Origin of the sequence: Gallibacterium genomosp. 1, assembly GCF_001678575.1 — a bacterium.
Taxonomy (GTDB): domain Bacteria; phylum Pseudomonadota; class Gammaproteobacteria; order Enterobacterales; family Pasteurellaceae; genus Gallibacterium.
In genome coordinates, this window is sequence record NZ_JTJP01000031.1 from 1 (window position 1) to 13,061 (window position 13,061).

General features: G+C 34.8%; 11 protein-coding genes, 2 tRNA genes and 1 rRNA gene. 7 read left to right on the forward strand and 7 right to left on the reverse strand.

Going from position 1 to position 13,061, the window contains the following annotated elements:
• Positions 1-289 (forward strand): hypothetical protein (locus QV04_RS11790; protein ID WP_231924862.1); only part of this gene is annotated, 289 nt, incomplete at its 5' end.
• A gap of 275 nt (positions 290-564) precedes the next feature.
• Complete coding sequence (locus QV04_RS06370) at positions 565-1,767, forward strand: DUF2087 domain-containing protein (protein ID WP_013746183.1); 1,203 nt, start codon at positions 565-567, stop codon at positions 1,765-1,767.
• 50 nt (positions 1,768-1,817) lie between these two features.
• Here QV04_RS06370 and glpC read toward each other — a convergent pair whose 3' ends face one another.
• The 3 genes from glpC to glpA are packed head-to-tail and all read right to left on the reverse strand — an operon-like array spanning position 1,818 to position 6,017.
• A complete protein-coding gene (glpC, locus tag QV04_RS06375; RefSeq protein ID WP_065233328.1) occupies positions 1,818-3,080 on the reverse strand; it encodes an anaerobic glycerol-3-phosphate dehydrogenase subunit GlpC in 1,263 nt (420 codons plus the stop codon).
• Positions 3,077-4,354, reverse strand: coding sequence for a glycerol-3-phosphate dehydrogenase subunit GlpB (gene glpB, locus QV04_RS06380; RefSeq protein ID WP_065233329.1), 1,278 nt, complete (start codon positions 4,352-4,354; stop codon positions 3,077-3,079). Before glpB ends, glpC begins: the two co-directional genes overlap by 4 nt.
• Positions 4,344-6,017, reverse strand: coding sequence for an anaerobic glycerol-3-phosphate dehydrogenase subunit A (gene glpA / locus QV04_RS06385; protein ID WP_039174652.1), 1,674 nt, complete (start codon positions 6,015-6,017; stop codon positions 4,344-4,346). The genes glpB and glpA overlap by 11 nt, the downstream gene beginning before the upstream one ends.
• Positions 6,018-6,371: 354 nt before the next feature.
• Between glpA and QV04_RS06390 the strand changes: the two genes are divergently transcribed.
• Together QV04_RS06390 and coaA are read left to right on the forward strand one after the other, a co-directional pair.
• Positions 6,372-7,757, forward strand: coding sequence for a DASS family sodium-coupled anion symporter (locus tag QV04_RS06390; RefSeq protein WP_065233330.1), 1,386 nt, complete (start codon positions 6,372-6,374; stop codon positions 7,755-7,757).
• A 177-nt stretch (positions 7,758-7,934) separates the two neighbouring features.
• The gene (coaA, locus tag QV04_RS06395; protein WP_065231717.1) at positions 7,935-8,867 is read left to right on the forward strand and encodes a type I pantothenate kinase; all 933 of its coding nucleotides are present in this window, start codon (positions 7,935-7,937) and stop codon (positions 8,865-8,867) included.
• Here the strand turns inward: coaA and QV04_RS06400 are convergent, their stop codons facing one another.
• Positions 8,868-9,182: a DUF2322 family protein gene (locus tag QV04_RS06400; protein ID WP_065231716.1), complete on the reverse strand. Its 315-nt coding sequence runs from the start codon at positions 9,180-9,182 to the stop codon at positions 8,868-8,870.
• Positions 9,183-9,223: 41 nt separating this feature from the next.
• On the opposite strand from QV04_RS06400, the gene QV04_RS06405 reads away from it, so the two are divergent.
• From QV04_RS06405 to pyrG, 3 genes are all read left to right on the forward strand, one after another.
• Positions 9,224-9,838, forward strand: a complete 615-nt coding sequence (locus QV04_RS06405; RefSeq protein ID WP_065231715.1) for an ABC transporter ATP-binding protein — start codon at positions 9,224-9,226, stop codon at positions 9,836-9,838.
• A gap of 9 nt (positions 9,839-9,847) precedes the next feature.
• Positions 9,848-10,621, forward strand: a complete 774-nt coding sequence (locus QV04_RS06410) for an ABC transporter permease (RefSeq protein WP_065231714.1) — start codon at positions 9,848-9,850, stop codon at positions 10,619-10,621.
• A 137-nt stretch (positions 10,622-10,758) separates the two neighbouring features.
• The gene (gene pyrG, locus QV04_RS06415) at positions 10,759-12,396 is read left to right on the forward strand and encodes a glutamine hydrolyzing CTP synthase (RefSeq protein ID WP_065231713.1); all 1,638 of its coding nucleotides are present in this window, start codon (positions 10,759-10,761) and stop codon (positions 12,394-12,396) included.
• A 304-nt stretch (positions 12,397-12,700) separates the two neighbouring features.
• Here pyrG and QV04_RS06420 read toward each other — a convergent pair.
• From QV04_RS06420 to rrf, 3 genes are all read right to left on the reverse strand, one after another.
• Positions 12,701-12,776, reverse strand: a tRNA-Trp gene (locus tag QV04_RS06420).
• Positions 12,777-12,790: 14 nt separating this feature from the next.
• A tRNA-Asp gene (locus tag QV04_RS06425) sits at positions 12,791-12,867 on the reverse strand.
• Positions 12,868-12,877: 10 nt separating this feature from the next.
• Positions 12,878-12,993: ribosomal RNA gene (gene rrf / locus QV04_RS06430) — 5S ribosomal RNA — on the reverse strand.
• Positions 12,994-13,061: the final 68 nt, after the last annotated feature.

The window sequence follows — 13,061 nt, forward strand, 5'->3', positions numbered from 1 at the left end:
AAAAAGAAATGAAATTTGTAGCAGATACTCTCTTATAGAAAATTCAAATAGAGGTCTAATCAGAGATAGTAACATTATTGTAAAAAGAGGTGTTAAAATTAATATAAATAAAGAGTGTACTTTATTTAAAGACACAATAAATATTATGGATAATACACTTTGTATTAGTATCATTAATCCAATCTCTGAAAGTTATATACAGATTATAGAAGAGGATCTTAACATTCTATTATCAGGAGATTTTTCAAAAAAAAATAAATCTATTTGGAAGAAATATAGAGATATATAAGACTATCATTCCTCTATATAGACATAAAATCATTAATATAGATCCAGTAACCAATTTTTACTCCAAAAAGCTCTATAATTTATCTCCTTTTATTAAATTCTATAACATTAAAGATATATTATATATAATTAACCCTATTAATGGTGTAAAATTCGTTATCTCTAAAAAATTATTCAATATTTTATCTAAAAAAACATTTTCTATGATAAATTCTGATCAAAAAATTATTGAAAAATTATATTCAAAAGGTTTTATTAACGAAATAGGAGAAAAATATGATTAGTATAGGTATGGGGACAGAAAATTCAAGTAAAGTCTTAGCTTCTCTTATAAAGATGCTAAGACCATTAAAAATAATTGAAATTGGTGCAGGATACTCTACTATCGTAATGCTAAATTCAATTATAGAATACTTTAATGAATTAAAAAATGATATTAATCTTAGCAATAATGAAAATTGGAGCGAAAGATTATCAATTATACTTCCTCCTAATAAATTAGAAAATATTCCTATTCCTAAATTAATATCTATTGACGATGGAATGGGTGAAGGTAGTTCAGCAAATAAGGTTTGGGAAATTATAGAAAATAATCCTGCATATAAAATGCATTCTGAAATAATTAAAAAAAATTTTTATCACATTAATATGAAAGACATTCAACAATGGGGAAAAATAGATCTTATTTGGTTAGACGCAGGAACATTAGTTGATGACGCTTTCTTTTTAAATAGATTAACTCCTCAATTATCTGAAGGAGGTATTATAGCATTACATGAACCATTTTTTACATCAATTATAAATAATAATGGTAACAAACTATTAAGAAGTATAAGAACACCTTTATGGGAAGAAATCTCTAAACACTTATCAGATCAATACGAAATTATCTCTTTAACAGAAAATCATAAATATAGACAATCTGGGCTAGGATTAATTAGAAAAAAAACGAAATATGAACTCATTTATAGAAAAGAATCTTTTCAAGAGGAAATGTTAATTATAAATCAGGCTCCTATTTTACCTGACTTTGGAGATATAACCAAAAAGAATTATCACCCTATCTCCATTCTAAAAAATAAAGCTAATAGAATTATTTATTCTGCAATCCAACTAGAATTTAACTCTATAGAAAAAATAAAGCAGATAACTTTTTTAGATATAAAAACTATTGAAAAATCATTAAAATCATTAACTTCTTATGGTTTAATATATAATGAAAACAAAATATTTAAATTGAATGATATCATCTGGGAAAAATTACCATCAAATAGTCAAAAAAATAAAATAAATATATACCATAAAGATATATTAGACAAAATTATAAGTAATCTTAATTTTAATGAAATATATAGTGAACAAGAAATTTCTTCTTTCTGTTCTATGTTTGATAGAGATTTTGCAACATTAAGACGAACACTTATAGATCTATCTTACTTAAAAAGGGATAACAATGGAAATTACAAAAGGATAAACTAAAATTTCCCAAACGCTAAACAGCAAACATCCTTGTTCGCTGTTTTTTACACTTATGCCAATGCCATCGCCAATAATGTTATTGGATGTAAGCAGGTTCGGCTGGTTGACATATCAATTTGCCATTTACAGGTTTCACAATCGGAAATAATATAGTCAAAGTTACCATCCTCAATTTGGGAAAATAGAGAATTACCTATTGCTTGTGAAGTTTCATAATTCTCAGATTTAAAGCCATAAGTTCCAGCAATACCACAACATTGAGAATTAAGCATCACCAATTCCAATCCCGGAATTTTTCTTATTAATTCAACAGTGTAAGGCACCCAACCCGCTTTTTCCATATGACAGGCGGTATGATATGCAACTCGTAACGGTAATGGTTTTAGTGGCAAGGTTTTTTCACCACTTTCCAATAATTTATAAATATAACGAGTAACCAAATTAATATGATCTTTTATTTTGCTATTATCTCGACCAAGAATATGTTCATATTCATCTTTCAAAGTTAATGTACAACTTGATGAAGTACCAACTACATCTAATTTCTTCTCTTCAATCACTTTTTCAAGTTGTTGAATATTGAAATCCGCTTGACGAGTTGCTTGTTTTGGAAAGCCATTCACCATTAATGGCAAACCACAACATTTTTCTTTTTCTAATAACACAACACCAACATCCATTGCATTAAAGACTTTAATCAACTCTTTACCTAATTCCGGATTATTGTAATTAACATAGCAACCGTGATAATACGCTACTTTATCTTTATATAAAGATTGTCGTTGTGCCGCATTTTTTTTGTACCAATTACGGAAACTACCAAAAGAGTATTTTGGTAAACTACGACGATGATCCACTTTTAAGGTCTTATCTAATAAGAAACGTGTTGCTTTCAAACCAGTAATAGTATTAACCACCGGTGCAAATGGCGTATTCAATGTTCCCATTAAATCAGTATTACTTAAAATAGCATCTCTTAATTTTTGAATTTTTGATTTGCCTTTTCCTTTACCATAATGATCACGCGCACGCACTATAATATCGCCGATTTTCACACCTGATGGGCAAGCAATTTCACAACGTTTACAGTTTGAACAATATTTTAATGCTTCATCATAAAGAAGAGGATTTTTTAAACGTAAACGTTCACCATCTGGTCCCGCTTGTTTAGGACCGGGGTAAAAAGGATTATTGCGTGAAACCGGACAAACGGCGGTACAAGCAGTACATTTAATACAACTTTCAAAACTAGAATCTTGATAAGGTTGTTGTTGAGTTTGTTCAGCTTGAGCAATTAATTGTTGTAAATTCATTGTTGACCTCCCGCCAAAATATAATCAGTAACATTAAAGGCAGTAACGATAGAAACGCCCGAACCGCAACCATCATTTAAGCCACTGAAACCACCTATAACTGCACCTACTGCAAATAAGTTAGGCACAACTTGTCCTTCTTTTTCCACTTGGCAATGTGCATTAATTTTTACGCCATAATATTGATATGGTTGTGGATCAGAGAAGCGGTGTGCAGTCCAACGTAAACGATCACTATCGGCGATTAAATCTAAGTCAAACACTGGTTCGATAATTTTTTCAAAATGAGCTACTAAACCATTACTGAAGAAACTTCCACTCGCTAAAATATAATTTTTGGCACTAAGTGCAATTTCTTCATTTAATGCGGTATAAATTTTACTGACACGACCATTTTCAAATTCACCTCTCAATGCAGTGTCACCATTCATTAATACGCCACCTAAACGTTGGAATTCACGGCGTAATTTATAGTGTTGACGCAAGCCTAATAATGAAGGTGGTAAGGTTGGTAATTCAAATAGTGGCAAACCAGTCGCCTGTCTGAGTTGTTCAAACAAGCTGTCGTCATCAATACCAAAACAAGCTGGTAAAAAAACTGCTTCTGCACTACCGGCAGCATTTTTAATTTCCTGTACTAACTGTTGGAAATTTAATTTATGTTCCAACACCTGTGAAATATTGACACTACGAAATTCACGTGCATTGGTACGTAAATGATCCAATTCCGGTATATGTAAAAAACTGTGGCAAATTTCACAATCAGCAAATTGAGGCAGTGTCTTTAAATTTGCCGCTAGTAAATGTGGTTGGAAATCGTGATAACCTTCAATACCAAGAATCATTAATGAACGATAAGAAAATGACTGATCTTCCATTGCTAGAGTTGGTACGCTATTCGGTGATAGCCACGCCGGATGCAATGATCCCAACGGAGTAACACGATAATGATTTTTTGTTTGCTCACCTTGTAAATTGAGTTGTAATTGTTCTGCCAACAGCTGGAAATCTCTTGCATAACGTAACACTTTTTCCGCACCGATTAAACTATAAGGATGTTGTGGTGCAGATTGGGTTAGTGCAGTTACTCCAGTAGCCAAAACGTTAACGGCTTTTTCATCACAAAAACTTAATAAATCTAAAGAACCAGAAGAAAAATCAATAGCACTTTGTCCGGTTGTTACGATGGCACAATGCTGTCCTTGTTGTTGTAATTTGATACCACAAAGTAATCCAGCCAAACCACCGCCAATAATAAGAGTATCAAAATTCATTTGTGTCTGTCCCCTCGTCTGTTGATTGCGTATTCACTTGTTTTAGTCCGAGCAAACTATAATAAATCCAACTACTGAACTCAGCCTCACGAATTGCATCGCCCCACGCAATTGGCTCAATTCCACGCCAACGCTCTTCTAAGAAAGCAGAAAGTTGAGTAGTAGAACGCTGTGCAGAAATGATATTAAAACGACTCATTAAACCTGCTGCTCGGCAGGCACAAAGTTCTCCCTGACAAGTTCCCATACCGACTCGAGTACGGCGGCGTAAATCAACCAAATTATTTACATCTAACTCTTCTAAAGCATAACGCACTTCACCAGCAGTCACCATCTCACACTCACAAACCAAACTACGATCCAAACGTTGTTCAGCCAATAGACGATCCGCTCTAGCGCCGTGGCGGTAGATAGCAGAAATACGAATTGGATTTGGAATAGAAATAATACGTTGGTGAGTTTCAGTAGCAGTTTCTTGTGATCCCGGCAATGGCTGTTTCGCAGTTTTACACTCAGCTTGATGATTTAATTTCTTGCAAATTAAATCAGTTGCCCACTCTGCCATTAAACGGTAAGTCATCAATTTACCACCGGTAATGGTAATAAATCCTTTTAATCCGTCCCGTGTTTCGTGATCCAACAACACAATACCACGACTAACATTACGCCCTGACGGGTCATCATCACTCGCAACCAATGGACGCACTCCGGCATAAGCACGCAATACACGAGTATGACGTAATGACGGTGCCAATTTTTCACCTTCGGTAAACAGAACATCCACTTCTTGTGGTGTGACAATCATATTATCAATTTGATCATATGGAATACGGTCGGAAGTTGTACCGATAACGCAAATGGTATCCCCTGGCACTAAAATATCAGCATTCGCCGGTTTACGACAACGATTAATCACCAAATTATTAATACGGTGTCCCATAATCAATAATGAACCTTTTGCCGGAAACATTTTGATTTTTAAATCAGCATATTCAGCAATCCCTTGTCCCCAAATACCGCCAGCATTAACCACAATCTTGGCATAAACTTTTATATTCATTTTTCGTTTATGGTCAAATGCTTCTACGCCAATAATGCTATCTCCTTCACGAATTAATCTAGTTACTTCGTGATAAGTTAAAATAGTTGCTCCATTCTCTTTGGCATCTAACATATTTGCAGCGGTCAAACGGAATGGATCGACAGTACCGTCCGGCACAACCACTGCACCAATCAGAGCTGGATTAACTGACGGTTCTAAACGTTTTGCCAAATCCGGCTCAATTTGAACTGCGTCAATGCCTGCTTTTTGACAACTCTCAATAAATGTTTTTTGATAATTGAGATCATCTTCCGGTAGAGTAATAAATAGCCCTTTGGTATCTTCCACACAATGGCGCGCAATCTGTTTCAAGATCATATTTTCTTTAATACACTCTTCTGCAGATTCGTGATCATTAACCGCATATCTCGCACCACTATGTAATAAACCGTGATTACGTCCGGTAGCACCGGTCGCAATATCACGACGTTCCAATAAAATACTGCGAAGTCCCCGTAACGAACAATCACGCGCAATGCCTGCGCCGGTTGCCCCACCTCCAATGATGATGACATCGGTTTCCCATTGCGGAGAGGTCGTATTTACTTGCTGATTTGTCATTTTTGAAGCCCCCAACACACAATAAATTATTCCAATACGAAAATTTAGCTTTATTTTAACTCAAAAAGAAAATAAAAAATCACAATTTGATTGAAAAAGAACAAATTTGTAAGCGAGATCACATTTTTAATGACTATTTTTAGAAAAATGAATTTATTTATGTGATCAAAACTATATAAAAATAAAAAATGAACAAATTTTTGTTGTTTTTTGATACAAAAATAGGCAGAAAAAATTTAAGCGACAGAAAAGTTGTTCACTAGCTCACAATTCTGGATTTACTTTCTGACGAAAGCATTGCTATTTGGTATATTGAAAATTAAATAATGCTCGTAAAGTAAAGGAGGATACATTATGACAAACAACAAGTCTCCAACAGTTTGGAGCAGATCAAGTTTAATCTTAGGCATAGATATTCTGATTTCATTAATTTTACTATTTAGTCTGCCATTTGAACCTCAAGTCAATAAAGGTTTAACTTTATTGGTTTTCGTTGGGATCCTATGGTTGACGGAAGCGTTAAACGTGACTGTAACAGCACTATTAATTCCGATTTTAGCCGTTGCTATGGGGCTAACTGATACTAAAAAAGCTCTCGTTGCATTTGCTGATCCAACAATTTTTCTTTTCTTTGGTGGCTTTGCGTTGGCAACTGCATTACATATTCAAAAATTAGATCGATTTATTGCTAATAAAATTATGTCTCTTGCCAGAGGAAATTTATTGATAGCAGTCATTTATCTGTTTGTAGTCACTGCTTTTTTATCAATGTGGATGAGCAACACTGCCACTGCTGCAATGATGTTACCATTGGCAATGGGGATTTTGTCTAATCTCGATCAACAGAAACAACACAATACTTATGTGTTCGTTTTATTAGGGATTGCTTATAGTGCTAGTATAGGCGGAATGGGAACATTAGTTGGTAGCCCACCGAATGCGATTGTTGCCTCTCAATTACACCTCAATTTCTCTCAATGGTTGGGATACGGCCTGCCAATAATGATTTTATTAATGCCGGTAATGATTGCTGCGTTATATCTTGTTTTTCGTCCAAAATTTGAAAAATCATTTAAATTTGAATTTGAACAGATTGAGATTGATCGTCAACGTCTCATTACCTTAGCTATTTTCGTTTTTATTGCACTATGTTGGATTTTCAGTAGCTCCGTTAATCCGATGTTAGCATCATTATTGGGATTATCCGGAAAAATTGCTAGCTTTGACAGCTTTATCGCATTGTTGGCGGCAGTCTTAATCTGCATCACCGGCGTGGCGAATTGGAAACAGATCCAAGACAACACAGAATGGGGTGTGTTAATGCTTTTTGGTGGCGGTTTAACACTAAGTGCTGTGTTGAAAGATTCCGGTGCAAGCAAAGTGATGGCTGATGGTATTGTCTTTTTAATTCAAGGCGGACATTTCTACATTATTGGTTTGGTTGTTGCTGCTTTCATTATTTTCTTAACTGAATTCACTTCCAATACTGCGAGTGCTGCATTATTGGTGCCTATTTTCATCTCTATTGCAGAAGCTTTAGGTGTACCAGCAATCGGTCTTGCCTTAATTATCGGATTAGGTGCATCTTGTGCGTTTATGCTTCCAGTGGCAACTCCACCAAATGCAATTGTATTCGGTTCGGGTCAAATTAAACAACAAGAGATGGTCAAAGCAGGAATTATCCTCAATATTTTCTGCGTATTCCTTATCGCTACTTTTGCCTATGTTTTCTGGCTTTAAATCTGCTTTGATAAAATAAGCCATTAGCAAATAAAGGATTAAATCGATCTTATATCGTTTTAATCCTTTTTAATGTCGTTTTGTCTTATTACAAACATTCATTTTGCCTTTTTTGTTCACTTTCTATAACATAGATTTCACTGTTTTTTATTATTTTCATCAAATAAGAAGGATATTGTGAATAAGCACAATACTAATGATTTTTCACCGTTTTTAGTATTTGAACGGGAACAATGGGCTGCACTAAGAAATTCTTTCCCTTTATCTTTAACGGAACAGGATCTAAAACCGCTACTTAGCTTTAATGATGAACTTTCTTTAAATGAGGTTCGTTCTATCTATTTACCCTTAGTTCGTTTATTAAATTACTATATTGATGAAAATTTACAACGCCACGCTGTTATAGAACGGTTTCTTGGTATAAAAAAGCCAAAAGTACCTTATATTATCAGTATTGCCGGTAGTGTTGCTGTTGGTAAAAGCACAACGGCTCGTATTTTACAGACACTTTTAACTCAGCCAGAAAGAAAAGTTGATTTAATTACTACAGATGGTTTTTTATACTCACTGAAAAAACTTAAGCAGTTAAATTTATTAAGCAAAAAAGGATTCCCTGTTTCTTACGATACTCAAGCTTTAATTCAGTTTGTTTCAGACATTAAATCAGGCAAAGAAAGCGTAAAAGCACCCGTTTATTCCCATCTGACTTATGACATTATTCCCGATCAATATACTGAAATTAATCAACCAGATATTTTAATTATTGAAGGTTTAAATGTATTACAACGAAGCCATAAATCGCATAATTTATTTGTATCCGATTTTGTTGATTTTTCTATCTTCGTTGATGCAGAAGAAACTTTGTTGAAACACTGGTATATCAAGCGTTTTCTTAAATTTCGTAAAGGTGCTTTTGCTAACCCGAATTCATATTTCCATAATTACGCTAAACTTTCTGAATCTGAAGCGATAAAAATCGCCTCAACTATTTGGGAAAGTATCAATGGCGTTAATCTGCACGAAAATATTCTTCCGACCCGTGAACGAGCAAGTCTAATTTTAATAAAAGGAGAAGATCACGCCATTAACACCATTAAATTAAGAAAATAATTATTTCAAAACCTTAATTTTCCAATGTTTATCGTTGGCAATTACTGATAATAACAAATCAATATTAGGATGTTTTCCCGGGTTTTCGAGTGCATCCTGATAATGTTCCGCAAACCACTCTAATCCTTGTTGTGCGCTATTTTTATCTAATTCACCATTGTATTTTTGTGCTAATGCGTGATATACCCGTAAAGATCCTAACTTTCCGATGATTGCAGGAATAGTATGCACAATTTCTGTTTGAGAATTTATAATATCAATTTGTTGAATACCTTCGATAGATGGCAAAGTTTGCAAAATCTGTTGAAAATTCATAAATATTGCTCCTCATAATAAGTTTTAAAAAAGGAAATGTTATGTCAATTATTTTATCCGCTGAAAACGTTGTTTTTCAAAACAGGATTCATTACCCCAATATCTATATTGAGCAAGGTAAAGCAACATTTTTTCAAGGGCCGAGTGGATGTGGTAAAAGCACTCTACTTCACCTTTTTAATGCCACATTACCAGTTACACAAGGGAAAATTTTATATCAAAACAAAGAGATACAACAATTTGATAAAATCAAACTACGCCACGAAATTTTACTCGCTTCCCAGCAATTATATCTGTTTGATGGCACTATTCTGGAAAATTTCCAACAATATCATCGCTATAGAGAACATACCTTACCGGATAAACAACAATTGCAATCCTATTTGGATCTTTGTTGCGTTCCGTTCCGCTTAGAACACTCAGTCAATCAGCTCTCCGGAGGTGAAAAACAGCGAGTATTTATTGCGATTGCACTTAGTTTTTCACCTAATATTTTGATGTTGGATGAACCAACATCCGCACTAGATGCACAAGTTGCCTCACAAATTATGGATAACTTTAAATCATTTTGTTTACCCAAAATGACATTAATTATGATCAGTCACGATCAGAATTTAACCCAAAAGTACGCTGATCAAATTATTTATTTTCATTAGGAATTGATTATGAACAATATTGCCGAAATCCAGATTTTTAATTTTTGTCTAGTTTATCTCCTATTATTAATAGTACTTTTTATTATGAAAAAGTGCGAAATCAATCAGTCTAAACTCTTGTTTATTGCCAGCATTAGAATGACGTTACAACTCATTATTGCCGGTTTTGTACTGACCTATATTTTTAAAAATCCACATCCTATTTTTACAGCACTTTATTTATTGGCAATGATCATCTTTGCTGTACACCAAGTCCTTTCAAAAAATCCTAATTTAAATCAACGCTTTAAATTAGCTATTATCGGCTCTATTTCATTTTCCGGTCTTGCCATATTAGCGTTTTTTATTCTTGTTGTCGTGAAAGAAGATTTCTTTCATCCTCAATATGTTATTCCTTTAAGCGGAATGATTATGGGAAATGCAATGACTGGGGTAAATCTTGGTGTCAAAACATTTCGTGAAAGTTTACAAAGCGAACGTTCACGAATTGAAGCGTTACTCAATTTTGGGGTAACACCACAAAAAATATTGACACCTTTTGTCAATCAAGCTCTGGAAAGTGCATTATTACCAACACTAAACTCTATGGTTGGAATGGGTATTGTCGCTTTACCTGGTTTGATGACTGGTCAAATTCTTTCCGGGACACTACCTAATACCGCTATTTTGTACCAAATTGCTATTATGATTGCGATTTGTACCGCTGTTTGTTTATCCGTTTTTGGTTCTCTTTATTTCGGTTATCGCTCTCTTTATAACAAAGATCAGCAAATAACATTGTAATTTAACGTGAGATCGCCCAATGGCGATCTCAATCTTAGATTGAGTTAGTTAGCTAAATCCTGTAAACTATCATCCCGTCTTGATACTCAGGTATCTCTTTATATTCCATCCACATTTAAATTAATAGGCATAAAACAATGGCAACAAATTATATTTTTGTCACAGGCGGTGTTGTTTCTTCTTTAGGGAAAGGCATTGCAGCGGCATCTCTTGCAGCGATTCTAGAAGCTCGTGGCTTGAACGTTACAATGATGAAATTAGATCCTTACATTAACGTTGATCCGGGTACAATGAGTCCAACTCAACACGGTGAAGTCTTTGTTACTCAAGACGGTGCAGAAACAGATCTCGATCTCGGACATTATGAGCGTTTTATCCGCACTAAAATGACCAAACGTAATAACTTCACTACCGGAAAGATCTATTCTGAAGTATTGCGTAAAGAACGTCGTGGTGATTACCTTGGTGCAACAATTCAGGTTATTCCACATATTACTAATGAAATTAAAGCGAAAGTTATTGAAGGTGCTGCTGGTCACGATGTTGTTATTGTTGAAGTCGGTGGAACGGTGGGAGATATCGAATCACTTCCATTTTTGGAAGCATTACGCCAACTTGCAGTGCAGGTAGGCCGTGAAAGAACTCTATTTATGCATCTCACTTTAGTGCCTTATATTGCAACTGCTGGAGAAGTGAAAACTAAGCCAACACAACATTCAGTAAAAGAATTATTATCTATCGGTATTCAACCAGATGTGTTGATTTGTCGTTCCGATCGCATTATCCCACCGAATGAACGTGCAAAAATTGCACTGTTCTGCAACGTGCCGGAAAAAGCGGTTATTTCATTAAAAGATGTTAATTCCATTTATCAAATTCCTGCATTACTAAAATCACAAGGATTGGATGAATTTATCTGTCAACGCTTCCACCTTGATTGTCCGGAAGCAGATCTATCTGAATGGGAAAATGTGCTTTATCAAGAAGCTAATCCAATCGGTGAAGTCACTATAGGAATGGTTGGGAAATATACCGAATTGCCTGATGCCTATAAATCAGTCAATGAAGCATTAAAACACGGTGGATTGAAAAATCGTTTAACCGTCAATATCAAATATATTGACTCACAAGATGTTGAATCTAAAGGCACTGATTTATTAAAAGGTTTAGATGCAATATTAGTGCCAGGCGGGTTTGGTTATCGAGGAATTGAAGGAAAGATTTTAACTGCACAATATGCTCGTGAAAATAATATTCCTTACTTAGGGATTTGTCTAGGAATGCAAATTGCTCTGATTGAATATGCACGTCACGTTGCAGGAATGAAAGATGCGAGTTCTTCGGAATTTGATAAAAATTGTCCTCAACCCGTTATTGGATTAATTACAGAATGGCAAGATGCGGATGGTAACGTGGAAGTTCGTAGCGATAAATCTGACTTGGGTGGCACTATGAGACTTGGCGCACAAAAATGCCATCTAGTTGAAGGCAGCTTAGCTCGCAAATTATATGGTGAAGAAACTATCGAAGAACGTCATCGCCATCGTTATGAAGTTAACAACAAACTATTACCTCAAATTGAAAAAGCTGGGTTAAAAGTAACCGGTTGGTCAGCAGATAATAAATTGGTTGAAATTATTGAAGTGCCTAATCATCCTTGGTTTGTTGCTTGCCAATTCCATCCTGAATTTACATCAACGCCACGCGATGGGCATCCTTTATTCAGTGGATTTATTAAAGCTGCTTATGATTATCAGAAAAAGCAAAAAGCTTAATTAATTAAATACTAAAGAAAGGGGCTAAGCCGTATATTACAACGGCTTAGCCCTTTAAATTATCATTAGATTCCTATAAATTTAACGCTTTTCTTTTTTCACATTTTAAATATCAAGCTAGTAATCGCTTTACTTAAAAAACCCTTCATCATTTAAAATACTAAATGATGCATAAAAACACTTATAGTTTAAATTAAATCAAGAAACAAAAGGATTAAATAAATCGATATCAGTAAGGATTGATATCTATTCAATAAGGATCAATAAGGAAAAAATACTAAACAAAAAATGGAAAAATTATAGATGGCAGGGGCGGAGAGGCTCGAACTCCCAACACCCGGTTTTGGAGACCGGTGCTCTACCAATTGAACTACGCCCCTATTGATAGAAAAAGTGGCGGAACGGACGGGACTCGAACCCGCGACCCCCTGCGTGACAGGCAGGTATTCTAACCAGCTGAACTACCGCTCCGTAAATAGATAATTGGCGATGACCTACTCTCACATGGGGAATCCCCACACTACCATCGGCATTACAATATTTCACTTCTGAGTTCGGCATGGGATCAGGTGGTACTATTGCATTATTATCGCCAAAAAATTCTTTTATTTACTAAATACACTAAAGAAATGTATTTAGTAAATAAAAAACCTGGCAGTGACCTA

Bases quoted from the DNA above. Each gene is read 5' to 3' on its own strand.
- QV04_RS06370 (WP_013746183.1), top strand. From the start codon at position 565: ATGATTAGTATAGGTATGGGGACAGAAAATTCAAGTAAAGTCTTAGCT.
- glpC (WP_065233328.1), bottom strand. From the start codon at position 3,080: ATGAATTTACAACAATTAATTGCTCAAGCTGAACAAACTCAACAACAA.
- glpB (WP_065233329.1), bottom strand. From the start codon at position 4,354: ATGAATTTTGATACTCTTATTATTGGCGGTGGTTTGGCTGGATTACTT.
- glpA (WP_039174652.1), bottom strand. From the start codon at position 6,017: ATGACAAATCAGCAAGTAAATACGACCTCTCCGCAATGGGAAACCGAT.
- QV04_RS06390 (WP_065233330.1), top strand. From the start codon at position 6,372: ATGACAAACAACAAGTCTCCAACAGTTTGGAGCAGATCAAGTTTAATC.
- QV04_RS06400 (WP_065231716.1), bottom strand. From the start codon at position 9,182: ATGAATTTTCAACAGATTTTGCAAACTTTGCCATCTATCGAAGGTATT.
- QV04_RS06405 (WP_065231715.1), top strand. From the start codon at position 9,224: ATGTCAATTATTTTATCCGCTGAAAACGTTGTTTTTCAAAACAGGATT.
- QV04_RS06410 (WP_065231714.1), top strand. From the start codon at position 9,848: ATGAACAATATTGCCGAAATCCAGATTTTTAATTTTTGTCTAGTTTAT.
- pyrG (WP_065231713.1), top strand. From the start codon at position 10,759: ATGGCAACAAATTATATTTTTGTCACAGGCGGTGTTGTTTCTTCTTTA.